This window comes from Agrobacterium sp. InxBP2 (assembly GCF_026191755.1).
Taxonomy (GTDB): domain Bacteria; phylum Pseudomonadota; class Alphaproteobacteria; order Rhizobiales; family Rhizobiaceae; genus Agrobacterium; species Agrobacterium pusense.
Map to the genome: position 1 here is coordinate 104,722 of NZ_JAINDY010000021.1, position 24,418 is coordinate 129,139.

Sequence of the window (24,418 nt, forward strand, 5' to 3'; positions counted from 1 at the left end):
AAATGCGCGAAGCACTCATCGTCTGGGGCGGCTGGAGCGGCCACGAGCCGCAGGAATGCGCCACCATCGTCAAGGACATTCTGGAGGAGGACGGTTTCAAGGTCTATGTCGAGCACAGCACCGAGGCTTTCGCCGATCCGTCGGTGCATGATCTCAGCCTTGTTGTGCCTATTGTCACCATGTCAAAGATCGAGAAGGAAGAAATCAAGAACCTGACGGCGGCTGTTGAAAACGGCGTCGGCATCGCCGGCTTTCATGGTGGCGCGGGCGACAGTTTTCGCGAATGCGTGGAATACCAGTTCATGATCGGCGGGCAATGGGTCGCCCATCCCGGAAATATCATTGACTACACGGTCAACATCACCCGCCCTGACGATCCGCTGATGGAGGGGATTTCCGATTTTCCCTATACGTCAGAGCAATATTACATGCATGTTGACCCCTCCAACGAGGTTCTGGCGACAACGACTTTCACCGGCGATCACGCTTGGTGGATCGACGGCGTGGTGATGCCGGTGGTGTGGAAACGCAAATACGGCAAGGGCCGCGTTTTTTATTCGGCGCTCGGACATCAGGCCAAGGAATTTTCCGTGCCGCAGATGAAGACCATGTTTCGCCGCGGCGCCAATTGGGCGGCGCGTTGAGGTTATCGGCAGCCTCTCCCTCGCAACGTCATCCTCGGCCTCGCGCCGAGGATCGGCAGCAAATCCTCGGGACAGGCCAGAGGATATCGGGGGATAGGTCCCACGTTCCCGACAAGCCGAGAAGATGAACACCTCAAGCCCGAACGATTTCTTCCGTCGCCATCGCCGCCCCCAGCACATGGTCATCCGTACCGTCCAGGCCTGAAAGCAGCAAACCGACCGGCATGCCTGCGTCACCCGTTCCACAGGGGATCGAAACACCGCAGAGATCGAAGAAGTTACCGATCTGCGTGTTGCGCAGGGTTTTTGCATTCATGGCGAAAAAAGCATCGTCACTTTGGAGAAGCGGCGCGACCCTGGCCGCAACATGCGGCAATGTCGGCGACATCAGCAGTTCGCCTTTCCCGATCATTCCCGAAAACGTTGCAGTCATGCGTTCACGCGCATCGATGATGGCTATGTAATCCGGCACTGAAATATTGGCCCCCAGCTTCGTTCGTGCGACAACGCGCGGGTCCATGCGCGCGGCATCAGCACCTTCCAGCCGGGTTTTGTGCAGGGCAAAGGCCTCCGCGGTCACCAGCGCACCCTTTTCCTTGATAAGCTCGAACAGTTCCGAAAAAATCGGGAATGCCTGTCGTCGCACCGAGGCACCGGCGCGGACAAGACGGTCCACCGCCTGCTCAAAAGCGGCCGCGACTTCGTCCTCGATTCCGTCGAAAAATACGGTCTCGGGCACAACAAGCGAGAGGCTGGAAAGTGGCACGCGCTGCACATCGGCGGCAGTCCTGCCCCGCATGGCGGCATCCACCCAGACCGCATCCTGAACCGTGCGGGTGAGGGGCCCGAGCGAATCGAGACTCTTCGCCAATGGATATACGCCGCGCATCGAATAACGGCCGCGACTGGCCTTGTAGCCTACCACGCCATTGAAAGCGGCGGGAATGCGGACCGATCCGCCCGTATCCGTGCCGATCGCCACCGGCACCAGACCGGCCGCCACGGCCACGCCCGCACCGGAGGAGGAACCGCCGGGCAGACGGTGTCCATCCGTGGAAAGGGGATTGCGCGGCGTGCCGTAATGCGGATTGATGCCAAGACCGGAAAATGCAAACTCGCTCATATTCGTTCGGCCGATGCAGATCATGCCGGCCTGTTTCAGCGCGGTCACCACATCAGCGTCCCGCGACGCAGGCTCATCATCCGCAAGCACGGTCGATCCGGCCATGGTCACCGTTCCCTCCAGATCAAAAAGATCCTTCCAGGCCACGGGAATGCCGTCGAGAAGCCCGCGGGAACGGCCTTCGCGAATTCGTGTCGATGCGGCCTCCGCTTCGGCGGCGGCCCGCTCCGCCGTCAGCCCTATGAAAATGGCCTGATCGGCCTCCTGACGGATCGCATCGACTGTCTCTTCCACCAGGGCGCGCGGATCAAGGTGGCCACCCTGGATGAGAGCGGAAAGCTGCGCGATGTTCTTGCCCCTGTGAGCCATGACGAAATTCCCTAAAATCGGCGTATGATGCCCAACATGCCGTTTATGCAAGGCTTGGCAAGGCCGGTCGCGGGATTTTCCCGGACGGCCGTTGCCGCCACTGGAACTCGGCTGCCAGAGTCTATTTCTCAACCTGAAGTGCAAAGACCGACCGCTTATATAAGCAGCGACTGTAAAAAGACGGATTAATTCTTAATCGCATCTAAACTTTGTTGAATTATTTAGCAGACACCATTGAAGTGCATGCCCTATAAAAATTCCATAAAACAATCATAACGCGACATCGCGGGGGACTATCGCGAATGGAAGAGACTGCCTATCGGGGGATGGATAGACAGGTAGAGCCCGGCCATATGCTTCGCTCAACGACGCCGCCGGAACAGGGCCGGTCGTCGCGGCGGCGCTCGCTCGCCAGCAAGATAACCCTGATTTTCCTGGGTGGGGTGATCTTCGCCTACAGCATCGGCGCGCTTGTGGGCTGGTACATGTTCGTTGCCGCCGCCAGCGAACAGTGGCTCAATCAGGCCCGCGTCAACTCCCAGATTGCCAGCGCCACCCTTCGAAGCATCTACACCTATGTCAGCGTCACGGCGGATGCCGATGGCCAGGTGAACGGCATTTTGACCGACAAGCCTATCGGCGACGATGAATCCATTCTCGTTACGGGCTTCAATCCAAGCGATGTTCTCGCGCTCATAGGCGCCCAGACGAAAAATGCCGTCTGGCTATTCCGCTATGATGACGACGATTCCGGTTTCAGGCAGATCGCAGCCGCCTTCGACAACGCCACAGACGATGATGAAAAACCGCTCGCTACCGACCCGATCTTCGCCAGAGATGCCGTGGCGGCGCGCTTCGCAACGGGGTTTGCAACCATAGGCGACTCCAGCCACTATATCGGCCTGCTGCCGATCATCAGTACGGAGACGAAAAAGCCGATCGGCGCGGTCGCCGTCAGCATCGGTGGTTCGGATGCGCTTTATGGTGCGCAGCGCAAACTGATCTACAATTCGCTCATCGCGCTGATCGTGGTGTTGACCGTGACAGGTGTTCTGGTAACGGTCATCGCGCGGCATTTCCTGAAACCCGTACCGGCGCTGGTGCAGGCGACCCTGCGGATCGCCCGCGAGGAAACCGATGTCGCAACCCCCTTTCAGGACCGGCGGGATGAAATCGGCGACATGGCAACCGCCATCGAGACGCTGCGCGAAGCCGTCCTGGAACGTGGACGCCTGCGGCAGATACGCGACATGGCGCAGCAAATGGAGCACATGGCCCATCACGATGCGCTGACCGGGCTTCCAAACCGGGTGCTGCTGATGAAGACGCTGGAAAATCGCCTTGAGCATCTCTCCGCGTCCGGCCAGCTGTTCAATGTCATGCTGCTGGACCTCGATCGTTTCAAGGCCGTTAACGACACGCTCGGGCACGCGGCCGGCGACGCCCTGCTGGTGGCTGTCGCTTCGCGGATCTCCTCAGTCCTCGGAGAAAACGACATGGTGAGCCGCCTGGGCGGCGATGAATTCGCGATCATACAGTCGACAAGCGGCGACTTTGAGAGCGATGCGGCGATGCTGGCAGCGCGGGTGGTGCATGCCGTGTCGCGCAGTTTTGCGCTCGAAGGCAGCGATATCAGCATCGATACCAGCATCGGCATCGCCTGTGCGCCCGGTCACGGCACATCGGCCACACAGCTGCTGCAACATGCCGATCTCGGCCTTTACCGGGCGAAATCCATGGGTTGCGGCTATTTCGTCTTCTATGAGCCAGGCATGGACATGGCTGCGCAGCACAAGCACGCGCTGGAAATAGACATGAAATCCGCTCTCGAAAACCATGAGTTCGAGCTGCATTACCAACCCGTAGTCAATCTGCAGAGCGGCCGCATCGTCGCCTATGAAGCGCTTGCCCGCTGGCGCCACAGCAAGCTTGGCCTGATCTCTCCGGACCGCTTCATCGCGCTTGCGGAAGAAAACAACTTCATCAGGCCGTTGGGCGAGTGGGTTTTGGCGCAGGCCTGCATGGATGCAATGACATGGCCGAAGGATATCAGACTTGCCGTCAACCTATCCGCCGTTCAGCTTTGCAATGACGATATCGTCCCCATTGTGGACCGGGCGCTTGAAGCATCCGGGTTCCCGGCGGAGCGACTTGAGCTGGAAGTGACGGAAACGGCCATGCTTGAGCGCGACAGCAGCACGCGCGTCCTAAAAATGCTGAAGGAAAGAGGCGTCCGCCTGGCGCTTGATGATTTCGGCACCGGTTATGCGGGGCTCAGCACGCTCACCCACGTCGCCTTCGACAAGATCAAGATCGACCGCGAATTCGTTTCCGGCCTTCCGACCAATCCCATGTGTTCGGCTATCGTCAACACCGTCATCGACATGGCCGAACAGATCGGCCTGAAGGTGACCGCCGAGGGGGTGGAAAACATGGAGCAGGTCGAAGTGCTCAAACTTTCCGGATGCGACGAGGCCCAGGGCTATTATTTCGCCGAGCCTGCACCGCTTGCGCAGGTTCTAAAAAACCGTGCGGTCATCGTCCAAGTGGGAAAAACCGAAATCGCCGATCGAGCCGCGCAGACGGGCCACGATGCCGGACGACCGACACAGGACACCTATTGCCCTTCACAAAAAGCGATTTGAGAAACCGGCCGCCGGCCAAGAGGACATAAATGCGTATTGCAGTCTATTGCCTTTTCCTCACATGCTTTGCCCCCCTCACCCCGCTGCAGGCTGCCGGTGAAGGCGACACGCTTCAGCAGATCGCCAGGACCGCAAAAATCCGCATCGGCTATCGTGAGGCTGAACCCCCCTTTTCCTATCAGCTGCCGAACGGAGAGGTGACCGGTTTCTCAACCGATCTCTGCAGGACGATCAGCGAGGACATTCGCAAGTCCCTGAAACTCGACAAGCTCGACGTCGAATATGTCAAGGCCACGCCCGCCACCCGCTTCATCCTTGTCCGAGGCGGTCAGATCGACATCGAATGCGCCGCCACGACCAACAATAGCGACCGTCGCAGGATCGTGGATTTTTCCTATCCAAATTTCATGACGGCAACACAGTTTCTCTCGCGCAAGCAGGATAATCTGAAAAGCCTCGCCGATCTGGCAGGCAGGTCAGTCACATCCGCCTCCGGAACCGTCAATATTGAGCAGCTCAATGCCGTGAACCGTGAGAAGAACCTCAATATCTCCGTCATGCCGACGAAAACCAATGAGGAAGCCTTCGCCCTCGTCGTCGCCGGCAAGGCTTCGGCTTTCGTGATGGATGGTATCCTGCTGGCGGCGCTGGCGGCGACATCTGAAAATCCGGATCTTTATGCGCTTTCCGAGGAGACGCTGAGCGCACCCGAACCCTATGGGCTGGTCTTTCGTCGCGACGACCCGGCCTTCAAGGCGGTCGTCAACGACAGTCTGAAACGGATTTTCACTGGCCCCGCCATTCATGATCTCTATGAAAAATGGTTCACCAGACCCATTCCGCCAAACGGCATGAATCTGAACCTGCCGATGGCAGCAGCTCTGAGACAGGCCTACGAACAACCGAAAGAATATCGGGATTAAGGTGCTCGCACCCCCGCCTCCATTTTCATGAAAACACGTTTCGACAGATACTTTAGCTGGAGATGCGCGATGCAGAGATCGACATTATGGCTTGCATTAGGAATTTTTAGCCTTTTATCCACTTATGCGGCCGGGCAGGAAGTGCAGCCGCCGACACTCGAGACCATTGCTAGAACCGGTATCATCCGGCTGGGTTATGCCGATCGCAATATCCCCTTTTCGTATCTCGGCACCGGCCCGGAGCCGATCGGCTACAGCATCGAGCTTTGCCTCAAGGTGGTGGATTCCATCAGGGAAAAACTGGATCTGCCGGGACTGAAGGTCGACTTCGTCAAACGCACGCCCAGCAATCGGATCACGCTTCTCAATGACGGCACGATCGACATGGAATGTGTGGCGAGCACGAACACGGAAGAACGGCGCAAGGCCGTATGGTTCTCCTACAGCCACTTCATCACCGGTACGCGATACGTGGCGCTGAAATCGAGCGGCCTGAATACCGTCGCGGATCTTGCCGGGCGTACCGTGGTGGTAACGACGGGAACCATTAATATCAGCCAGTTGAACGTGCTCAATCGCAAACTGGGGCTGAACATCGCCGTGCTGCAAAATGACAGCACCGAAGGCGGTTTCGAGATGGTGACGGAAAACCGTGCTTCGGCTTTCGTCATGGACGATATTCTTCTGCGATCCTTCGTCGCCGAAACAGGCAGGCCTGAGGATTACGCAATTTCAAATGAATATCTTGCGCCACCCCAACCCTACGGCCTGATGCTTCGCCACGGCGATACCGGTTTCAGAGATGCCGTCAACGAGGCCCTGGGTGAAATCTATACGAGCGGTGAAATCGACAAAATCTACGAGAAATGGTTCAACGCTCCGATCCCGCCGAACGGGATGAACCTTCAGCGCCCGCTTCCGGACGATCTCGCTGACGCGTTTCGAAACCCCGTGGATACGACCGCTCAATAAAACGCCGCCCGGTTGGGGCGGCGTCTTTCATGCCTATGTCACGCGGCGCGGAGATCTGCGCCGAGCGGAATTTCGACGTCGATCTCGAGAATCGAGAAATGTTCGTCGCGATCCATCTTCACGTGCACACGGTCGCCGTCGATCTGTACATGCTTGGCAATGACGCCGAGAATTTCTTCCCGCAGGATGGCGACAAGATCAGAGCCCGATGAGGCCCGCTCATGGGCGAGCAGCACTTGCAGGCGCTCACGCGCAAGCGGTGCCGACTTCTGTTTGCGGAAAAGATTGAAGAGACTCATGCGGCCCTCCTTGCGAAGATCTTGGAGAAGATGCCACGCTTTTCGCCCGGAATGACCACCGGAATATCTTCCCCCGAAAGGCGGCGGGCAGCGTCGAAATAGGCCATGGCCGGCGCGCAACGGGCATCTGCGAGCGTGACCGGCGCACCGACGTTGGAGGCGCGCAGCACATCCGAACTCTCGGGAATGATGCCAATCAACGGGATCGACAGGATTTCGAGAACGTCGTCGACCTTCAGCATATCACCCCGCTCCGCACGCGCAGAATCATAGCGGGTAATGAGAAGGTGTTTTTCCATGCGCTCGCCGCGCTCGGCCTTCAGCGTCTTTGAATCGAGCAGGCCGATGATGCGGTCGCTGTCGCGCACCGAGGAGACTTCAGGATTGGTAACGACCACAGCCACATCCGCATGGCGCATGGCCAGCGTCGCGCCGCGTTCGATTCCGGCGGGGCTGTCGCAGATCACCCAGTCGAAGTGCTTCTTCAACTCGTTGATGACCCATTCGACACCTTCCGGCGTCAGATTGTCCTTGTCCCGCGTCTGCGAGGCGGGCAGCAGGAACAGCGTCTCCAGGCGCTTGTCGCGGATCAGCGCCTGCGTCAGCTTGGCATCGCCCTGAATAACGTTGACGAGATCGTAGACCACGCGGCGTTCAGCACCCATGACGAGATCGAGGTTGCGCAGACCGACATCGAAATCGACGACTACGACCTTCTCTTTATTCTGCGCCAATGCGGCGCCAAGCGCTGCGGTCGAGGTGGTCTTGCCGACCCCGCCCTTGCCGGAAGTTACAACGACTACCTTCCCCATATGGCTCTCTCCTGTTCGTGCGTGTTTATCTGTTATCAGCCGAGTTTTGCGGCCTTGATCGTATCGTCTTCCAGCCAGAGCTGAACGGGTTGCCCGCGCAGCTTGTCGTCAATGTCCTCAGCCACCTTGTAGACGCCGTCGATTGCCAGAAGCTCGGCCTCCAGCTTGCGGCAGAAGATGCGCGCAGAGACATTGCCGAGCGAACCGGCCATGGCCCGCCCGCGCAGCGCGCCATAAACATGGATCGAACCGCCAGCGATGATCTCCGCCCCCGAGGCGACCGAGCCGATGACGGTCACGTCACCTTCGGGAAACATGATCGACTGGCCGGAGCGCACGGGCTCGTTGATGACGAGCGACTGCACGACGGCGCGGATTTCACCCGATGTACGGGGCTTCTCCTCCGGCAATTCGGCAACCACGGCGACCGGCTCGACCTCGACATCGGAAGCCGGCTTTCCGCCCTTCAGCGATGGGGGCATGCCCGGCTCGATCATCGAGGGACGAACGCCCTCGATGCCCATGATGCCGACATTGCGCTCCCTGAGCGCCGCCAGCAGGTCCTTCAGACCCGCCTTGTCGAGCGATAGTTCCGAAACATCGAGGACCACCGGCCGCGACAGGAAGAAGCCCGCCGAACGCGCCGCGAGATCATCGAGCCTTTCCAGCCATTGATCGACCGGAGCTTCGGGGGACAGGACGACTGCGAGGAAGGAGCGGCCTTTGATGCGGATGGAACGCTGGTCTGTTAGCACTTTGGTCATCTTGGTAAACAAATCGTTGACAATTAGGTACCTCGAATATGGTTAACAAATGGTTAACACCACCCTCAAGAGAGGGAAATCGTTAAGAAAATTCCGCGTTCGAAACTCTCATGCAGAACCTTCTAGAACATCTGTTATCCCTTTGAATCTGGCCATTCCCTGACATATGAAGACAAAGGATAACAGCGCATCCTTGCTGCAGGCTGACTCCCGGTGTGGCTCTGTTCACCGCCGCCCTGCCTGCCGACGACCTCGACTCGCGTGAGTCTGACCGCGTCCGATTCCGGGACAACATCCCCCACGCGCGGGAGATGACCATCGGCCCTTGGTGGCTGAAAAACGATTCCGTTATGCCTGACAATACTGTAGAGACAGGCGAGGCCGACAGTTCAACGGAAGAATGAGATGCACAGCAGAGTCCCGCCGCAAAACCAGATTTTTTCGCAACAGTTTGCGGCCTTCCTGTTCGACATGGATGGCACACTCGTCAATTCGATCGCCGTCGTCGAGCGCGTATGGCGGGAGTGGGCAGTGGCGAATGGCATCGAGCCGAATGCCTTCCTGCAGCGCATTCACGGCATGCGAGCCTCGGAAGTTATCCGCCGGGAGGCCATTCCGGGTCTCGACGTGGATGAGCAGGCCGAAATGATCCTTCGTGCAGAGATGGATGATGTGGATGGCATTGTTCAGATACCGGGCGCCGGCGCTTTCCTGCAGTCGCTGCCGGCGGGCAAGTGGGCTATCGTGACGTCGGCCGTACGCGAACTGGCTGAACGCCGGCTCGCTGCGGCGGGCATTGCACCGCCGCCTGTCATGATCTGTGCGGAAGACGTGGTGAACGGCAAACCCGATCCTGAAGGCTATCGAAAAGCGGCCGAAAAGCTCGGCGTATCACCGCAAGACTGCATTGTCTTCGAGGACGCTCCCGCCGGCATCCAGGCGGGGGAAAACATGGGGGCGTCAGTGGTGGTCATCAACGCCACCCATTCGCATCCTATCGAAACGCCACACCTTTCCATTGGCGGCTATGGTGAGGTGAATGTAATTATCGACGGCAAAGACGGCCTGAAGCTGGCGATGGGCAGGGGCTGAAAAGCCTGCCCGCAAAGGGAAAGAAGCGATCGCTTGCCAGCCGATGTCGCGAGCTGCTGGCAAGCCATCGCGCCCCGACATCATCCAAAACATTGAGAGAGGCAAAGTTTGCGACTTTGCCGTCGTTCTCCACCCAAGGAATCCGGCTGCCCGGCCAGCTCGCGGCCAGAATGAGGAAATGGCAGAACCTCCGGGAGCCGGAGCCCCGGGGAGCGTGACAATACCGCCCCGCTGAGCCTCCTGACGACCTCCGTATATTTTTCATTAACGTCTAATTGACAGCGTCGCCCAAATGCGCCCTAATGAAATTGGTAAGACAATCTTACCGCTTGCGCGATTGGGGGAGACTTTCGCGCTGGGAGGACATCATGTTTGTGGCTCTTGAGCCGCGCCGCCTTTACCGGCTGGTTGCGGAACAAATTCGCTTGCTCATCGAAAGCGGGGAACTGACGGACGGTCAGCGCCTGCCGGCGGAACGCGACCTTGCGGAACGCTTCGGCGTATCACGCCCCACGGTGCGGGAAGCGCTTATCGTTCTTGAAGTGGAAGGCCATATCCATATTCGCATGGGTTCGGGCGTCTATGTAAACGCAACCGGCAAACAGGGGAAAGAAAAGCCAACAGTGCCGGATGCGCATGGGCCTTTCGAAATCCTGCAGGCGCGTTGCATCATCGAAAGCGCTATCGCGGAGGAAGCCGCACGGCTCGCCACGCCGGAATGCATCGTCAAACTTGATGACATCATCGAGCGCATGGCCGGCGCACTCGACAATTCACCGCAGGCGCTCAATCTCGACCGGGCCTTTCACACCGCCATCGCCGACATCATCGGCAACTCGGCGCTTAACCGCTTCACCGGCCTGATCTATGACGAGCGCAGCCTGTCACCCTTCTTCGAAAAGCTCGCCAGCTATTTCGAAGGTCCGCACACCTGGAACCTCGCCGTGCAGGAACACCGGGTCATCCGCGACGCCATTGCCGCGAACGATCCGGAAGGTGCCCGCGAGGCGATGCGGCAGCATCTGACGCTGTCGCAGAAGAGATTTTCCGAAAGTTTCGGGGAGGAAACGCTCGGAGAAGAATAACCGCCGCCGCAACCGGCGACGGGAAAAACGGAAATCTGGCTTTAATTCGGGAGGAGTTAAGAATGAAAATCAGATTGTCGACTTTGATGGGCGCAACAGCGGCCATCCTGCTCTCGGCGCTTGCGGCGCAGGCGCAGACCGCACTGAAATGGGCACATGTCTACGAGACCTCAGAGCCGTTCCATACGGATTCGGTCTGGGCTGCGGAAGAGATCGCCAAGCGAACCGATGGCCGCTACAAGATCGATGTCTTTCCGGCCTCACAGCTCGGCAAGGAAGCCGATATCAATCAGGGCCTGAAGATCGGCACCGTTGATATCATCATTTCCGGCTCGAGCTTTGCCGCGCGTGACTTCAAGCCGATCGGCGTCACCTATTTCCCTTACATCTTCCGCGATCCGAGCCATCTGATCGCCTATACCAAAAGCGATATATTCAAGCGGCTCGCCAAGGGTTACGAAGACAAGACCGGCAACCATATCGCTGCCGTCAGCTATTACGGCACACGCCACACAACATCGAACAAGCCGATTGCCACCTGCGCCGACATGGGCGGGCTGAAAATGCGCGTGCCTGATGTTCCGGCCTACCTCGCCATGCCACGCGCATGCGGCGCAAACACGACCCCGATTGCATTTGCGGAAGTCTATCTGGCGCTGCAAAACGGCACCGTCGACGCACAGGAAAACCCGCTGACCACCATTGAGGCAAAGAAGTTCTTCGAGGTGCAGAAAAACATCGTTCTGACAGGCCACATCGTCGACCACCTCAACACGGTAATCTCGAAGAACCTGTGGTCCAAGCTGTCAGATGAAGACAGACAAATCTTCACCGAAGTCATGCAGCAGGCTGCCGAGCGCACCACCAAGACCATCGAAGGCCGCGAGAAAAGCCTCGTCGAGGACTTCAAGAAGCGCGGCCTGACCGTCGCCGAAGTCGACAAGGCCGACTTCGAGAAGAATGTCCTCGAAAAAGTGAAGTTCGAGGACTTCGGTTACGACAAGGCCGACTGGGAAGCCATTCGCGCCGTCAAGTGAAGCAAGATCCGGTGCGGCTCCTTTGCCGCACCGCCCTTTCTCTCCAGACGGGATATCTCAATGTCGCAGGAAATTCATACTCAGGTCACGCCTGAGGAACTCGCCCATACGTTCGACGAGGCGCCGCCGGAGGTCGATCTCAAGGTCTATTCATTCGAAGACTGGGTTACGCTTGGCCTCTTCTGGCTGATGACGGGCTGCGTGTTCCTTCAGTTCTTCACCCGCTACGTGCTCAACGACAGCTACGCCTGGACGGAAGAAATCGCCGTCAACTGCCTGATCGGCGTCGTCTTTTTAGGTTCGGTCATGTGCGTGCGCATGTCGCGCCACATCCAGGTTGATGTGCTTTATCACTATGTGCCGCCGCAGGTGGCCCGCGCCATGTCGATCCTCGTCGATGTGTTGCGGATCCTGTTCTTCGCCTACACCTCTTGGCTGATGTGGCGCTACATGGAAATCGTCGCGGATGAGGAGATGGTCACCGTCGCCCTGCCGCGCAGCATCGTCTTTTATACGGTTCTGGCCGCTTTCGTTCTGATGTTCTTCCGGTCGGTACAGGTCTTCATCGCCAATATGCAGCGCGGTTATTCCGTTCTGGAGCGGCCCGAAGAATTCCAGAGCGCGGGGGATTGATCACATGCTGCTTCTCATCGGCTCCTTTCTTCTCCTGATGGTGATCGGCCTGCCGGTCGCCATTTCCATGGCCTCGGCTTCTCTGCTCTACATCGTGTTTTATAATGTCGCGCCCGATATCATAGCGGCGCAGCGCCTGATCGCGGGTGTGGAAAGCTTCCCGCTGTTGGCCGTGCCATTTTTCATCCTTGCCGGTAATCTCATGAACACGGCCGGCGTGACGGGACGTATCTATTCCTTCGCCGTCGCGCTCGTCGGCTGGATGAAGGGTGGTCTCGCCCAGGTCAACATCATCGGTTCGGTGATCTTTTCCGGCATGTCGGGGACCGCGCTTGCCGATGCGGCCGGTATCGGCACCATCGAGATCAAGGCCATGAAGGACCACGGGTATCCGGTCGAAGCGGCCGTCGGCGTCACCGCCGCCTCCGCAACGCTCGGCCCGATCTTCCCGCCATCGCTGCCCTTCGTCATCTACGGCATGATGGCCAATGTCTCCATCGGAGCATTGTTCATGGCCGGCATCATTCCCGGCGTCGTCATGACGCTTTTGATGATGATCACGGTTGCGGTCTTCGCCTATATCAAGGGCTGGGGCTCCGATACACCGTTCAGCCTCAGAACGATCTTCGGCGCATCGATTGAAGTCTTCGTGGTGATGATGGTGCCCCTCGGCATCTATATCCTCACGGCGCTCGGTCTTTCCCTCAACCTGTCGATCCTGATCGTGCTGGTCATCCTGCTCGCCTGCGACTGGTATTTCGACTTCTCAGCCGTGATGGCGCTGATGACGCCCGTGATCCTGATCGGCGGCATGACCATGGGCTGGTTCACACCGACGGAGGCAGCCGTCGCGGCCGTTCTCTGGTCACTGTTCCTCGGCCTCGTCCGCTATCGCACGATGACCTTCAAGACGCTGGCGAAATCGACCTTTGACACGATCGAAACCACCGCATCGGTGCTCTTCATTGTCGCGGCGGCCTCGGTTTTCGCATGGCTTCTGACGGTCAGCCAGGCAGCGCAGCTTCTGTCGGCGGCGATCCTGACGATCACGGACAGCAAGTGGATTTTCCTGGTGCTGGTCAATCTGCTGATGCTGTTCGTGGGCTGCTTCCTCGATACCATTGCCGCCATCACGATCCTCGTGCCGATCCTTCTGCCGCTCGTGCTGCAGTTTCATATCGATCCGGTGCATTTCGGCCTCATCATCACGCTCAACCTGATGATCGGTCTGCTGCATCCGCCGCTCGGCATGGTGCTGTTCGTGCTCTCGCGCGTGGCGAAACTCTCCGTCGAACGCACGACCATCGCGATCCTGCCATGGCTGGTGCCTCTGTTCGTCGCGCTGTTGCTGATCACCTTCATTCCGGCAATCACCCTGTGGCTGCCGACCGAGATGGGCCTGATCCGCTGACGAGGCACCCTGCCCGCGCGGTTCGCCGCGCGGGGTCATCATTCCATATCAAGACATGAGGGCATGGTCATGCAGACACGCGTGGCACGATTATATGGCGCGCGGGACATTCGCGTCGAAACACACGAGTTTACTGAACCGGGGCCGGGGGAAGTATTGCTCGCAATGGCGGCGGGCGGAATTTGCGGCTCCGACCTTCATTATTATCAGGATGGCGGCTTTGGCCCGGTCAGGGTGCGCGAACCGATCATCTCCGGGCATGAGGCATCCGGCCTTGTCGCGGCTTTGGGCGAAGGCGTCAGCGGGCTGACCCTTGGCCAACTCGTCGCCGTCAATCCCTCGCAGCCCTGCGGCCACTGCCAGTTCTGCCTGAAGGGCCAGCCGATCCATTGCCTTGAGATGCGCTTCATGGGCAGCGCCATGCGCCTGCCGCACGAACAGGGCATGTTCCGCGACCGGCTGGTGGTTCCGGCCAAACAATGCGCGCCATTTCCAGCCGATACCTCAGCTGCTGAAGCGGCCTGCACTGAGCCGCTTGCAGTCTGTCTGCATGCCGTCGCCCAGGCTGGCGATCTCACCGGCGCTAAGGTGCTGGTGACGGGAGCCGGCCCAATCGGCCTCTTGACCATAGCCGCCGCCCGCCATGCGGGCGCAAGTATCATCGTCGCAACCGATCTGACCGATGCGGCGCTGGAACGCGCACCAGCCATGGGTGCGGACCGCACGATCAATGTCGCAAAGGACGCCGAGGCGCTTTTGCCGTACCAGGATGACAAGGGTTATTTCGACGTCATTTTCGATTGCTCCGCGGCAGCCCCCGCGCTCCGCACCGCCTTTGCCTGCGTGCGCCCGCGCGGCACCATCGTACAGGTGGGCGTAACCGGTGACATCACCATTCCGCTCAATGCGCTGGTGGGCAAAGAAATTCTCTGGCGCGGTTCGCAGCGCTTTCATGATGAATTCGCCATCGCCGCCGGGCTGATCTCAACGCGCAAGATCGATGTGCGGCCGATCATTTCCCACAGCTTCCCGCTCGATGAGGCGAAGGCCGCATTCGAGCAGGCCGGAGACCGCTCCACCGCCTGCAAGGTGCAACTGACTTTTTCCGCAGACGGAATTTTTGAGGACGAAAGATGAGACATACATGGCGCTGGTTCGGTCCGGTCGACAAGGTCACGGTTCAGGATGCGGCTCAGGCGGGCGCAGAAGGCATTGTCAGCGCGTTGCACCACATCGCCACCGGCGATGTCTGGCCGGTGGACGAAATAACCAGGCGGCATGAGGCCATCAAGGCCGGCGGGCTTTATTGGGACGTGGTGGAAAGCGTGCCCGTCTCCGAGGACATCAAGACCCAGACGGGCGACTGGAAAACCCATATCGCCAACTGGCAGGAAACGCTGCGCCGCCTCTCGGCGTCAGGCATCCGCACCGTCTGTTACAACTTCATGCCCGTGCTGGACTGGACCCGCACCGACCTGCGCTGGGAAACGAAACACGGCGCGAAAGCGATGCGCTTCGACCTTACCGATTTCGCTGCCTTTGATATTCACATTCTCAAGCGCCCGGACGCGACGCGGGATTATCCTGACTGGTTGCTGGAGGATGCGGCAAAGCGGTTCACCGGGATGCCCGACACAAAAATCGTCGCGCTATCGCGCAATATCGGCGCTGGCCTGCCCGGCTCGGCAGATGGCTATACCCTGCCGGAACTCATCGAAAAGCTGCGTTCCTACCATGGCGTTAATCGCGAAAGGCTGCAGCGGAACCTGATCGACTTTCTCTCCGAGGTGACGCCGGTTGCCGAAGACGTCGGCATCAACATCTGCGCCCATGGCGATGATCCGCCCTGGCCACTGCTCGGCCTGCCGCGTATTCTCTCAACGGAGGCGGACTACGCCCATATGCTCTCGCAGGTCGACAGCCGCGCCAATGGCGTCACGCTTTGCACAGGCTCTCTCGGTGCGCGCGCGGATAACGACCTGCCCTTCATTGCCAGCCGTTTTGCCGATCGAATCCATTTCGTGCATCTGCGCAACGTGACGCGCGACACGGACACCGTGCCCTGTTCCTTCTTCGAGGACGAACATCTGGAAGGCGGAACCGACATGGTCGCCGTCATTGCCGCCCTCATCACCGAAGAAGCCCGCCGGCGAGCGGAGGGCCGTGAAGACCACACCATTCCGATGCGGCCGGATCACGGGCAGGAAATTCTCGACGACCTCACGCGCGGCGCCCAGCCCGGTTACCCCGCCATCGGGCGATTGAAGGGGCTGGCTGAGCTGCGCGGCATCGAGCGTACGCTGTCACACAGCCACTTCGGTCTCGCGAATGGGAATGGCTAATCGGAAATCTGACCGCAGGGGATGTGTCAGCCTGCGGCCATCTTCGCCCGAAGCATGAGGTAGGAATAGGCGGCCAATCCGCCGGCAACAGCCCCGGCGGCCTTCACGGCTGCGTCGGTCAGGTGCGGATGGCGTGTCGGCGACAGGAATTGCAGCGCCTCGATGCCAAAAGCCGCAACAATCCCCGCGACGACGATAGCAAGCCAGTAACGCGGATAGGCGAGCACGAAGGCGGCCGAACAGAGGGCGAAGGCACCTGCGCGGTCGATGCCGACCGTCGTCAATGTGTGGGGCCTCAGCCCAATGGGGCTGACAGTGACGATTACAATCAACAGAAGAAGCGACCAGGCAACATATTTCGGAAATCTGTTTGTCATCATGGCGTCACATTAGAGCGTCGCGTGCGTAAACGGAAGCAGGTCTTTTTCACGCTTCGCCCAATTAATCACACTTTTTGGTCAGATAGTTGAAAAACCGGCTTTCGCTCAGGCCCTACACGGGCTAAGGCAGAAGGCAACCGGGCGAGGATCGCGGCTGATGGCGCTTGCGCTGTCGCCTTTCGGTGCAACGTCACGGTGTCGGGTGGGTTTTCCACACAGGATCAGTTTTCAGGGAAGAGCACAATGAGTTTCAAGCCGCACGGCAAACATCTGGTTGCAGGAGAATGGGTCGCAACGGAAGCAAAATTCCGCAGCGAGCCTGCACATGGCGAAGCTTTCGATTTTTCGGTCGGCACCGTCGATCTGGTGAATGCCGCCTGTGATGCAGCTGAAGAAGCCTTCTGGAGCTACGGTTACACCACCCGCGAAGAGCGCGCCGCTTTCCTCGACACCATTGCCGATGAGATCGAAGCCCGCGCCGACGCCATCACCGAAATCGGTTCCTCCGAAACCGGCCTGCCCGCTGCCCGTCTGCAGGGCGAACGCGGCCGCACCGTCGGTCAGCTCCGCCTGTTTGCCTCGCATATCCGCAAGGGCGACTATCTCGATCGTCGCCACGACGAAGCACTGCCGGATCGCCAGCCGCTGCCGCGCCCGGATATCCGCCTGATGCAGCGACCGATCGGCCCTGTCGCCGTTTTCGGCGCGTCGAACTTCCCGCTCGCCTTCTCCACGGCCGGTGGTGACACCGCTGCGGCTCTGGCTGCCGGTTGCCCTGTTGTCGTCAAGGGTCACTCCGCCCATCCCGGCACCGGTGAAATCGTTGCCGAAGCGGTTCTTGCCGCCGTCAAGAAGCACAATCTGCATCCCGGCGTCTTCTCGCTGATCCAGGGCGGCCGCCGCGATGTCGGTTCCGCGCTCGTGCAGCATCCGCGCATCAAGGCGGTCGGTTTCACCGGTTCGCTCGCCGGCGGCCGCGCACTGTTCGATCTCTGCGCCCAGCGCCCCGAGCCGATCCCCTTCTTCGGCGAACTGGGTTCCGTCAACCCGATGTTCCTGCTGCCGGAAGCCGTTGCCGCCCGTGGTGAAGCCATCGCCAAGGGCTGGGCCGGTTCGCTGACCATGGGTGCGGGCCAGTTCTGCACCAACCCGGGCATTGCCGTGATTCTCTCCGAGCAGGCGGATGCGGTTGCTGAAACCGCACGTGCGGCCCTGTCGGAAGTCGGCCCTCAGGTCATGCTGACCGACGGCATCGCCGCCGCCTATCGTGATGGCCGTGATCGTATCGCTGCCGGCAACGGCGTGCGCGACGTGCTGACCACCACCTGCAACCTGCGCAATGCAACGCCGTATCTCTATCGGGTCGCAGGCAAGGACTGGGTTGCCAACCATGCGCTTGCTGAAGAAGTCTTCGGACCCCTTGGCCTGATCGTGACTGTTGATAGCACCGAAGAAATGCTTGAGGTTGCCAAGAGCTTCGAAGGCCAGCTGACGGCGACAATGCATCTCGATGCAGGCGACGCCGAACTCGCCCGCAAGCTGCTGCCGATCCTGGAACGCAAGGCCGGCCGCGTGCTCGCCAACGGTTTCCCGACCGGCGTGGAAGTTTCCGAAGCCATGGTTCACGGTGGCCCCTACCCGGCCTCCACGAACTTCGGCGCAACCTCTGTCGGCACCATGTCGATCCGCCGCTTCATGCGCCCGGTTTCCTATCAGAATATTCCCTCGGACGTTCTGCCGGAAGACATTCGCTAATAAAAAAGGGGAGGCGTTCACACGCCTCCCCTGTTCTTCGTCTGACCCGTAGTCTCAGGCAGATTGCACGGCCTGTATCTTCTCGATACCCCCAATAATGCCGGCGAAATCCTGCCAGACGCCCTGAGCGCCCTTGCGCCACTCATCCAGCGCTTCCGGCTGCAGCACCTTGCCACCCTTGGACAACGCAAGCTCAACGGACTTCGTTTCATCTTCAACGATCAGCTGGTTGAAGTACTTCGCGCCTTCGCTGGAAGCCTCCGACAGCACTTTCTTTTCTTCGTCATCCAGCTGGTTCCAGAAGGTCGCGCCATAATAAACGACCCCTGAAGCCCAGATGTGGCCGGTTTCCGTCAGATAAGGCACGACCTCGTATAGCTTGAAGCCGGCATAGGCGGACTTGGTAAGATCCATGGCGTCGGCCACGCCGGTCGCCAGCGCATTATAGGTCTCTGTGATCGGAATACCGACCGGCGTGGTGCCGAAGGCGCTCCACAGCTTGGTGTGCAGCGGGCTCTGGATGACGCGGATCTTCTTGCCTTCCAGCTGCTCGGGGCGTGTTACCGGTTCCTTGGTCAGCAGATGGCGCGCGCCGTAATTGATGAAATCGGCAGCGATGAATTGCTGGGCGGCGAGCTTCGTCTTCAACTCGTTGCCAGTCTCGCCGGTTACCACCTTGCGCACGTGCTCCCCATCACGGAACAGGAAGGGCAGATCGAGGATCTGCAATTCCGGCACCCAGCCTGAAAGCGAGGAAACGGTTGAAAGACTGGCCTGAACCGATCCCAGCCGAATATTCTCCGCCACTTCCTTTTCGCCGCCCAGCGCACCGCTCTTTACGATATTGAACCGGAAGCGACCGGGCAGCTTCGCTTCCACCAGCTCACTGATCTTCACCCAGATTTTCGTCTCCGGCTTGTCGTCAGCGAAAAGCGACGCAACGGTGAGGCTGCGGGTTCTGGCATTAGCCGTGCGCACGAAGGCCGGTGCGGCGAGCGTTGCCGCGCCGAGAGCGGAGAGTTTGAGGAGATGACGACGGTCGATAATAGTCATGAATAAAGCCCCGGATTAGAAGAAAATGGCCCAGACGCACAGAATGGCGAGGGAAACGAGAAGGGAGAGGAGATAGGGAACGACGGCCCGGAAAAGAGCTGTCGCCGGAATACGGGTGACGCCGCTCACCACAAAGATCAGCATGCCGAGCGGCGGTGTCAGGCCGTGGATCATGAGATTGACCACGAGGATGACACCGAAATGGATGGGATCGATACCGGCTGCCACGGCAGCGGGCAGAAGGATCGGCCCGAACAGCAGGATGGCAGCACCGATATCAAGCACAAGACCGACCACGAGCAGAATGAGGTTGGACAGCAGAAGCACCGCGATCTTGCTGCCACCGAGCAATGTCACGAAGTCGGTGACAAGACCTGAGACATTATCGACCGCCAGGAGAAAGGCGAAGGGGCCAGCCGTGCCGATCAGAAGGCCGATCGCAGCTGCTTCACCCGCCGATTGGCGGAAGGTTGTAAAAATACGGCCCGCGCCCAGCCGGTATCCGAAGCCGAGAAGCAGCGTGTAAAGCGCTGCAAGCGCTGCGGCTTCCGTGGTCGTGACGACGCCAATGCGGATGCCGACCACCACGATGACGCCAAGACCGAAGGCAGGTATCGCAGCCACGGCCGAGCGCCACCGCTGAGAGCCCGTCGCGCGAGGCAGGGTATCAACGCTGCGCACGCTGAAATGGATCGCCACCGCCAGGCAGACCGCCATCAACCCGCCCGCAAAGAATCCGCCGACTAGCAGCGACCCGACCGAAAGGTTGGTGGCCGTTGCGAGGATGAGAAATGCGATGGAGGGTGGAATGACGTTGTCCAACACGGAAGTGGCGGCGATGATCGCACCCGCCTGCGCGGGTGGATAACCATGCTTGACGAGTTCCGGCTGGAAGGTGGAGGCGCCGAAGGCAGCATTGGCGACTGAAGAACCGGAGGCGCCCGAAAACAGCACGCTGGTCAGAAGCGTCGTCTGGGCCAGCCCAGCCCGTCGGTGGCCGACCATGGAGGCGGCAAAACGGACGAGCTGGTTTGCGACGCCCGATTCCGTCAGCAGACTTCCCGCCAGCAGGAAGAAGGGGATGGCGAGCAGCAGGAATTTCGACATGCCTGTGACCGTGGAGGAAACGATGGCCGGCTCCGGCAAAGTACTGCCGAAGGCAATCGCCACATAGGCGGCGGCGAGGAAGGCATGGGCAAGCGGCGCGGCCAAAACCAGCCCCACGGCTGCCGTCAGCGCCAGAAACAGGCTAGGCGGCACGGTCGTATCGACGAAAATTTCCGGCAGGCCCACATAGGAAACAACAGCAATGACGACGGAGAGCAGAACAGCGAACGCCTTGCCTTCACTGACGCGCTGAAGCGCGAGATAAACAAAAATCAGTGCGCCACCCGCACCAAGAAAACCGAAACGCACCCATTCCGGCAGACCAAGCGTCGGGGACGTCCCGCCCAGCATTGCCGCAATTTCTACCCCGCCGAAGGCGAGTATGAGCGCGGCAACGAACGAGAAAGCATCGGCCAGGACTTCCGTGGCAGCATGGAAACGTTCCGGCAGGAAGCGCACAAAAACATCGAGCCGCATCGCAAGCGCGCTTTTGAGACTGAGAGGCGCGCCGACAGCGATCATCGCGACATTAAGCCAGATGCCCAGATCTTCCGCGCCGATGAAGCCGGTGTGAAACAGATAACGCAGGGTCACATTGACCAGAACCACCACGAGCAGCGTGGCAAGGATTACTGCCGCGACCGCACCGAGTACCTTGTCCAGAATGGCCAGCAGCCGCCCTGCCACACGCTGCGGGCCGATGCGCCCTCGTGCCGATGTCGTTGCGGGACTCGCCATCATGTCTTTCTTCTCCACTCCCGAAGCCATGCTCATGAGGCCTTGGCCGAGAGGTCACGGTCGAACAATGTCGACCACGTGAATTGTTTTGCCGCCGAAACCTCACGCGATACGTCAAGACGCGGAAGCACCTTTTCTCCGAAACGGAAGGCTTCTTCCAGCAATGGCATGCCGGACAGGATAAAGGTGTTCACGCCCGCCTTCTTATAGGCCTCCAGCGTGCGGATGACAGTATCGGGCGAGCCGACGATAGCTGTTCCCGGACCTGGACGAACGAGACCGATGCCGGCCCAGAGGTTTGGCGCTATTTCAAGATCGCGCAGGTTCTCCGGCTTCTGGCCGCCATGCATCGCCGTCATGCGCTGCTGGCCGACGGAATCGGTCTTGCCGACGAAGCGCTGGTTGGCGGCAATCGCTGCCTCATCCATGCGCCCGTAGAGATCGGCGGCGGCAGCCCAGGCCTCTTCATCGGTATCGCGCACGATAACATAAAGGCGAATACCGTATTCCAGTTCTCGACCGAGCTTTTCCGCCCGCGCCTTGACGAGATCGACCTTCGCGCCAATCTGATCAGGCGTTTCGCCCCATGAGAGATAGGTCTCGACATGTTTGGCCGCAACGTCGATGGCCTTGTCCGAAGAGCCGCCAAACCACAGCGGCGGCGGCTCGATGCCCTGCCCCACCGGCAGAGCGAGCTTTGCGCCCTGCGTCTGGAAATAATGCCCGTTGAAATCCACCGTTTCGCCGGCGAAAAGCCGGTGCCAGATTTGCAGATATTCATCCGCCATCTCGTAACGATCGTCATGCGGCATGGTCATGCCGTAGGCGCCGAGCATCTTCGCATCGCCCGAGACGACATTGATAAGCAGGCGACCGCGCGAAAACTCCTGAAGCGTTGCCGCCATCTTGCCAAGCAGCGTTGGCGCGATCAGGCCCGGATGAATGGCGACCAGCAGCTTCAGCCGCTCGGTATAGGAAAGAAGCGCACCCGCCAGAACCCAGACGTCATGCGCGCCGGTGGCAAACAGCGCCCCGGTATAACCGAGCTGGTCGTAAGCGAGCGCCAGTTGCTTGTAATAACCGAGATCGACCCTGCGGGAGCCTTCCGGCTGCCAGGGATAGGCGCCGTCGGGGGCGCACATGTACCAGAAAACATTCATCTGTCACCTCCGACGCTGGCTGATTGCGGGGCCGGGCTTTGCCCGGTCTGAACCGGTAAAGAGAAATGGCCGTGCCTGTAAAGCGTATCGGCCTCCTCCTGCTGTTCGGCAAGAATATTTTGAGTGGCGGGCACGACTGAAAGATCGCGAGAGCGCAATACCTTTGCCCAGGACGAAGCGTCGCCTTCGCTGCCAGGTTCGGCAGCGAGCAGCGCAGCCGCCTGCTCTACATTAGCCATAACGGCGCGGCCGACGCGGTCCAGTTCAGCCGCAATCGCTTGCCTCGTTTCAGGCGCGAGAGCGTGACGATCCAGCGTCCAGAACAGCGAACGGTTGGGAATGGTGGAGCCGCAGCGAACCAAAAGACTGATTTCTTCATGGGTCAGAGCCTTTTCCAGCCGCGGCGACATCGTCACCCAGGCATCGACGCGACCTTCCACCAGGTCTCTCAGGCTGTCACTGTCGCCGCTTTCTATCCGGCTGACATCCGAGAGGCCAAGCCCCGCCCCTTCCAGGCTGCGCGCCAGAAGATAGGTATGAAACGATCCGTCGATCAGGGATATGCGTTTTCCCGAGAGATCGGCGGCGGAACGGATCGGGCTGTCGCGCCGCACGAGGATCGCGCCATTGGCCGGCCTCGGTGCGGAGGCGGCAATATAGACCGCCGAGAGCCCTCGCGCATCCGCCTCGATGGGCGGTGTCGACCCAGTGCCGCCGAAGTGTATTTCACCCTTTTCCAGAAGCGCCGCGGTATCGCGCCCTTCTCTATAGAGCACGAATTCAGGCTCGAATGCCTCGAAAGAACCGGGCCAGAGCCGGGCGAGCCGCAAATGCAGATTGTTGGGATGGACCCCGATTTTCATGTCGACACCTCATTTCACGATCAATCTACTTTTTTATAGAGTGTTTTCGAGAAACGTTTTGGCGATCCCCGGTCGGAAAGCGAAAGAGAAATCTACTAATCCTGTAGATTTTAAAAAATGCCTGATTGAGCTGACATGATATCTATCAAACCATTGAAATTTATCGCCGCACAATTTACTTTTTTATAGTTTGAAAAGTGGGCCTCTTCAGTCGTGACCAAACCGGTTTCCAATCTCATCTGCCGCAGCGTCGTTGAAGCAAGCGAGCTCCTGAAGCTTGTGGCCAATGCCAACCGTCTGGCCATCGTCTGTTACCTCATGGAAACGGAAGCCTCCGTTTCCGCACTCGAATATGAACTCGGCATCCAGCAGCCGACGCTTTCACAGCAGCTTGCCGAACTGCGCGATGCGGGGGTCATCGAGGGCACGCGGGAGGGCAAGGCGGTGATCTATCGTGTTACCGATCCGCGTATTGTCCAGTTGGTTCTGACATTACGCGGCCTCTATGCTGATCTTTCCGATGTGACCGGCAAGAAAGGCAGGCGCGCTTTGCCGCTGGATGAGGCAATGTTCGACTAACATGATCGACCTTTACACCTGGATCACGCCGAACGGCCTCAAAATCTCGATTGCGCTGGAAGAACTTGGCCTGCCCTATCGCAGCCATGCCATCGACATCGAAAAGGGCGAGCAGTTCTCGGCCGAGTACAGTCGCATCAACCCTGGCTCCAAAATCCCTGCAATCGTCGATCACGACGATGGCACCGTTTTAACAGAGTCCAACGCAATCCTGATCTATCTCGCGGAAAAAGCCGGACGGCTCATTCCCGTCTCTGCCGCGGCAGGCCTGACAGTCACCGAGTGGCTGATGTGGCAGGCCGCCAACTTCGGCCCGACACTCGGTTACGCCCATTATTTCCTGACATACAATACAGGAAAGGCACCCTTCGCCGAGACACGTTTCGCCTCGGATACCGAGCGCCTCTATCGGACGCTGGACGACCGCTTGGCAGAGCGCGGGTTCGTCGCCGGCGATTTTTCAATAGCCGATATCGCCATCTGGCCATGGGTTTCGCGTTTCGCCCGTCATAAAATCGATCTCGCTGATTTTCCCGCAGTAAACCGCTGGTATCGCCAGCTTGGACAGCGCGAAACCTTCCAGCGCGGTTATCGCGTGCCATTTGTGACATCTGACGTTCCGGGGCTTTGAT

The 24,418-nt window shown here is 59.5% G+C and carries 23 protein-coding genes; 14 read left to right on the forward strand and 9 right to left on the reverse strand.

Going from position 1 to position 24,418, the window contains the following annotated elements; all coding sequences use genetic code 11:
- Nucleotides 1–2 precede the first annotated feature (2 nt).
- On the forward strand, nucleotides 3–644 hold the full coding sequence (locus tag K7A42_RS04430) for a ThuA domain-containing protein (protein ID WP_004438834.1): 642 nt from the start codon (nucleotides 3–5) through the stop codon (nucleotides 642–644).
- Between the two features lie 133 nt (nucleotides 645–777).
- Here K7A42_RS04430 and K7A42_RS04435 read toward each other — a convergent pair whose 3' ends face one another.
- Nucleotides 778–2,136: an amidase gene (locus tag K7A42_RS04435; RefSeq protein ID WP_282454899.1), complete on the reverse strand. Its 1,359-nt coding sequence runs from the start codon at nucleotides 2,134–2,136 to the stop codon at nucleotides 778–780.
- A 302-nt stretch (nucleotides 2,137–2,438) separates the two neighbouring features.
- Between K7A42_RS04435 and K7A42_RS04440 the strand changes: the two genes are divergently transcribed.
- From K7A42_RS04440 to K7A42_RS04450, 3 genes are all read left to right on the forward strand, one after another.
- Nucleotides 2,439–4,781 (forward strand): EAL domain-containing protein, encoded by a 2,343-nt coding sequence (locus K7A42_RS04440; RefSeq protein WP_282454900.1) that lies wholly within the window; start codon nucleotides 2,439–2,441, stop codon nucleotides 4,779–4,781.
- A 29-nt stretch (nucleotides 4,782–4,810) separates the two neighbouring features.
- Nucleotides 4,811–5,704 carry an amino acid ABC transporter substrate-binding protein gene (locus K7A42_RS04445; RefSeq protein ID WP_282454901.1) on the forward strand — a complete coding sequence of 298 codons (894 nt, stop codon included), beginning with the start codon at nucleotides 4,811–4,813 and terminating at the stop codon, nucleotides 5,702–5,704.
- A gap of 69 nt (nucleotides 5,705–5,773) precedes the next feature.
- Nucleotides 5,774–6,676 (forward strand): amino acid ABC transporter substrate-binding protein, encoded by a 903-nt coding sequence (locus tag K7A42_RS04450; protein WP_282454902.1) that lies wholly within the window; start codon nucleotides 5,774–5,776, stop codon nucleotides 6,674–6,676.
- Nucleotides 6,677–6,714: 38 nt separating this feature from the next.
- Here the strand turns inward: K7A42_RS04450 and minE are convergent, their stop codons facing one another.
- Genes minE through minC form a run of 3 tightly spaced genes read right to left on the reverse strand, consistent with a single transcriptional unit; the run spans nucleotide 6,715 to nucleotide 8,551 of the window.
- Complete coding sequence (gene minE / locus K7A42_RS04455) at nucleotides 6,715–6,975, reverse strand: cell division topological specificity factor MinE (protein WP_004438814.1); 261 nt, start codon at nucleotides 6,973–6,975, stop codon at nucleotides 6,715–6,717.
- A complete protein-coding gene (minD, locus tag K7A42_RS04460) occupies nucleotides 6,972–7,787 on the reverse strand; it encodes a septum site-determining protein MinD (RefSeq protein ID WP_004438810.1) in 816 nt (271 codons plus the stop codon). The genes minE and minD overlap by 4 nt, the downstream gene beginning before the upstream one ends.
- 35 nt (nucleotides 7,788–7,822) lie before the next feature.
- Complete coding sequence (gene minC, locus K7A42_RS04465) at nucleotides 7,823–8,551, reverse strand: septum site-determining protein MinC (protein WP_004438803.1); 729 nt, start codon at nucleotides 8,549–8,551, stop codon at nucleotides 7,823–7,825.
- 405 nt (nucleotides 8,552–8,956) lie between these two features.
- On the opposite strand from minC, the gene K7A42_RS04470 reads away from it, so the two are divergent.
- From K7A42_RS04470 to uxuA, 7 genes are all read left to right on the forward strand, one after another.
- Nucleotides 8,957–9,643 (forward strand): HAD family hydrolase, encoded by a 687-nt coding sequence (locus tag K7A42_RS04470; protein WP_269842795.1) that lies wholly within the window; start codon nucleotides 8,957–8,959, stop codon nucleotides 9,641–9,643.
- 368 nt (nucleotides 9,644–10,011) lie between these two features.
- Nucleotides 10,012–10,728, forward strand: coding sequence for a FadR/GntR family transcriptional regulator (locus K7A42_RS04475; protein WP_004438798.1), 717 nt, complete (start codon nucleotides 10,012–10,014; stop codon nucleotides 10,726–10,728).
- A 62-nt stretch (nucleotides 10,729–10,790) separates the two neighbouring features.
- The gene (locus K7A42_RS04480; RefSeq protein WP_064263021.1) at nucleotides 10,791–11,765 is read left to right on the forward strand and encodes a sialic acid TRAP transporter substrate-binding protein SiaP; all 975 of its coding nucleotides are present in this window, start codon (nucleotides 10,791–10,793) and stop codon (nucleotides 11,763–11,765) included.
- Nucleotides 11,766–11,825: 60 nt separating this feature from the next.
- The gene (locus tag K7A42_RS04485) at nucleotides 11,826–12,398 is read left to right on the forward strand and encodes a TRAP transporter small permease (protein WP_035208172.1); all 573 of its coding nucleotides are present in this window, start codon (nucleotides 11,826–11,828) and stop codon (nucleotides 12,396–12,398) included.
- A 4-nt stretch (nucleotides 12,399–12,402) separates the two neighbouring features.
- Nucleotides 12,403–13,809, forward strand: a complete 1,407-nt coding sequence (locus tag K7A42_RS04490; protein ID WP_035208170.1) for a TRAP transporter large permease — start codon at nucleotides 12,403–12,405, stop codon at nucleotides 13,807–13,809.
- Between the two features lie 69 nt (nucleotides 13,810–13,878).
- A complete protein-coding gene (locus tag K7A42_RS04495; protein ID WP_282454903.1) occupies nucleotides 13,879–14,946 on the forward strand; it encodes an L-idonate 5-dehydrogenase in 1,068 nt (355 codons plus the stop codon).
- The gene (uxuA, locus tag K7A42_RS04500) at nucleotides 14,943–16,151 is read left to right on the forward strand and encodes a mannonate dehydratase (protein WP_035208168.1); all 1,209 of its coding nucleotides are present in this window, start codon (nucleotides 14,943–14,945) and stop codon (nucleotides 16,149–16,151) included. Before K7A42_RS04495 ends, uxuA begins: the two co-directional genes overlap by 4 nt.
- 26 nt (nucleotides 16,152–16,177) lie before the next feature.
- Here uxuA and K7A42_RS04505 read toward each other — a convergent pair whose 3' ends face one another.
- Nucleotides 16,178–16,531 carry a hypothetical protein gene (locus tag K7A42_RS04505; RefSeq protein ID WP_044459881.1) on the reverse strand — a complete coding sequence of 118 codons (354 nt, stop codon included), beginning with the start codon at nucleotides 16,529–16,531 and terminating at the stop codon, nucleotides 16,178–16,180.
- Nucleotides 16,532–16,774: 243 nt separating this feature from the next.
- On the opposite strand from K7A42_RS04505, the gene K7A42_RS04510 reads away from it, so the two are divergent.
- Complete coding sequence (locus tag K7A42_RS04510) at nucleotides 16,775–18,286, forward strand: aldehyde dehydrogenase (NADP(+)) (RefSeq protein ID WP_282454904.1); 1,512 nt, start codon at nucleotides 16,775–16,777, stop codon at nucleotides 18,284–18,286.
- Between the two features lie 54 nt (nucleotides 18,287–18,340).
- Here the strand turns inward: K7A42_RS04510 and K7A42_RS04515 are convergent, their stop codons facing one another.
- From K7A42_RS04515 to K7A42_RS04530, 4 genes are read right to left on the reverse strand one after another with little or no spacing between them, the layout of a single operon-like run.
- The gene (locus K7A42_RS04515) at nucleotides 18,341–19,339 is read right to left on the reverse strand and encodes a TRAP transporter substrate-binding protein (RefSeq protein ID WP_044459879.1); all 999 of its coding nucleotides are present in this window, start codon (nucleotides 19,337–19,339) and stop codon (nucleotides 18,341–18,343) included.
- Between the two features lie 15 nt (nucleotides 19,340–19,354).
- Nucleotides 19,355–21,187: a TRAP transporter large permease subunit gene (locus tag K7A42_RS04520; RefSeq protein WP_044459878.1), complete on the reverse strand. Its 1,833-nt coding sequence runs from the start codon at nucleotides 21,185–21,187 to the stop codon at nucleotides 19,355–19,357.
- A gap of 29 nt (nucleotides 21,188–21,216) precedes the next feature.
- Nucleotides 21,217–22,344 carry an LLM class flavin-dependent oxidoreductase gene (locus K7A42_RS04525; protein ID WP_044459877.1) on the reverse strand — a complete coding sequence of 376 codons (1,128 nt, stop codon included), beginning with the start codon at nucleotides 22,342–22,344 and terminating at the stop codon, nucleotides 21,217–21,219.
- Entirely contained in the window at nucleotides 22,341–23,207 is an 867-nt protein-coding gene (locus K7A42_RS04530) for an ABC transporter substrate-binding protein (RefSeq protein ID WP_044459876.1), read from the reverse strand. Before K7A42_RS04530 ends, K7A42_RS04525 begins: the two co-directional genes overlap by 4 nt.
- Before the next feature lie 213 nt (nucleotides 23,208–23,420).
- On the opposite strand from K7A42_RS04530, the gene K7A42_RS04535 reads away from it, so the two are divergent.
- Both K7A42_RS04535 and K7A42_RS04540 read left to right on the forward strand, forming a co-directional pair.
- Nucleotides 23,421–23,786: an ArsR/SmtB family transcription factor gene (locus K7A42_RS04535; protein ID WP_004438767.1), complete on the forward strand. Its 366-nt coding sequence runs from the start codon at nucleotides 23,421–23,423 to the stop codon at nucleotides 23,784–23,786.
- A 1-nt stretch (nucleotide 23,787) separates the two neighbouring features.
- Entirely contained in the window at nucleotides 23,788–24,417 is a 630-nt protein-coding gene (locus K7A42_RS04540; RefSeq protein ID WP_174151574.1) for a glutathione S-transferase family protein, read from the forward strand.
- The last annotated feature ends 1 nt before the right edge of the window (nucleotide 24,418 follow it).

Excerpts from the sequence above, each read along its gene's own strand:
- uxuA (WP_035208168.1), top strand. The coding sequence starts at position 14,943 with ATGAGACATACATGGCGCTGGTTCGGTCCGGTCGACAAGGTCACGGTT.
- K7A42_RS04490 (WP_035208170.1), top strand. The coding sequence starts at position 12,403 with ATGCTGCTTCTCATCGGCTCCTTTCTTCTCCTGATGGTGATCGGCCTG.
- K7A42_RS04515 (WP_044459879.1), bottom strand. The coding sequence starts at position 19,339 with ATGACTATTATCGACCGTCGTCATCTCCTCAAACTCTCCGCTCTCGGC.
- K7A42_RS04510 (WP_282454904.1), top strand. The coding sequence starts at position 16,775 with ATGAGTTTCAAGCCGCACGGCAAACATCTGGTTGCAGGAGAATGGGTC.
- K7A42_RS04435 (WP_282454899.1), bottom strand. The coding sequence starts at position 2,136 with ATGGCTCACAGGGGCAAGAACATCGCGCAGCTTTCCGCTCTCATCCAG.
- K7A42_RS04480 (WP_064263021.1), top strand. The coding sequence starts at position 10,791 with ATGAAAATCAGATTGTCGACTTTGATGGGCGCAACAGCGGCCATCCTG.
- K7A42_RS04495 (WP_282454903.1), top strand. The coding sequence starts at position 13,879 with ATGCAGACACGCGTGGCACGATTATATGGCGCGCGGGACATTCGCGTC.
- K7A42_RS04540 (WP_174151574.1), top strand. The coding sequence starts at position 23,788 with ATGATCGACCTTTACACCTGGATCACGCCGAACGGCCTCAAAATCTCG.
- K7A42_RS04445 (WP_282454901.1), top strand. The coding sequence starts at position 4,811 with ATGCGTATTGCAGTCTATTGCCTTTTCCTCACATGCTTTGCCCCCCTC.
- K7A42_RS04525 (WP_044459877.1), bottom strand. The coding sequence starts at position 22,344 with ATGAATGTTTTCTGGTACATGTGCGCCCCCGACGGCGCCTATCCCTGG.
- K7A42_RS04450 (WP_282454902.1), top strand. The coding sequence starts at position 5,774 with ATGCAGAGATCGACATTATGGCTTGCATTAGGAATTTTTAGCCTTTTA.
- minD (WP_004438810.1), bottom strand. The coding sequence starts at position 7,787 with ATGGGGAAGGTAGTCGTTGTAACTTCCGGCAAGGGCGGGGTCGGCAAG.
- K7A42_RS04485 (WP_035208172.1), top strand. The coding sequence starts at position 11,826 with ATGTCGCAGGAAATTCATACTCAGGTCACGCCTGAGGAACTCGCCCAT.
- K7A42_RS04505 (WP_044459881.1), bottom strand. The coding sequence starts at position 16,531 with ATGATGACAAACAGATTTCCGAAATATGTTGCCTGGTCGCTTCTTCTG.
- K7A42_RS04530 (WP_044459876.1), bottom strand. The coding sequence starts at position 23,207 with ATGAAAATCGGGGTCCATCCCAACAATCTGCATTTGCGGCTCGCCCGG.
- K7A42_RS04430 (WP_004438834.1), top strand. The coding sequence starts at position 3 with ATGCGCGAAGCACTCATCGTCTGGGGCGGCTGGAGCGGCCACGAGCCG.
- K7A42_RS04520 (WP_044459878.1), bottom strand. The coding sequence starts at position 21,187 with ATGATGGCGAGTCCCGCAACGACATCGGCACGAGGGCGCATCGGCCCG.
- K7A42_RS04440 (WP_282454900.1), top strand. The coding sequence starts at position 2,439 with ATGGAAGAGACTGCCTATCGGGGGATGGATAGACAGGTAGAGCCCGGC.
- K7A42_RS04475 (WP_004438798.1), top strand. The coding sequence starts at position 10,012 with ATGTTTGTGGCTCTTGAGCCGCGCCGCCTTTACCGGCTGGTTGCGGAA.
- minC (WP_004438803.1), bottom strand. The coding sequence starts at position 8,551 with ATGACCAAAGTGCTAACAGACCAGCGTTCCATCCGCATCAAAGGCCGC.
- minE (WP_004438814.1), bottom strand. The coding sequence starts at position 6,975 with ATGAGTCTCTTCAATCTTTTCCGCAAACAGAAGTCGGCACCGCTTGCG.
- K7A42_RS04470 (WP_269842795.1), top strand. The coding sequence starts at position 8,957 with ATGCACAGCAGAGTCCCGCCGCAAAACCAGATTTTTTCGCAACAGTTT.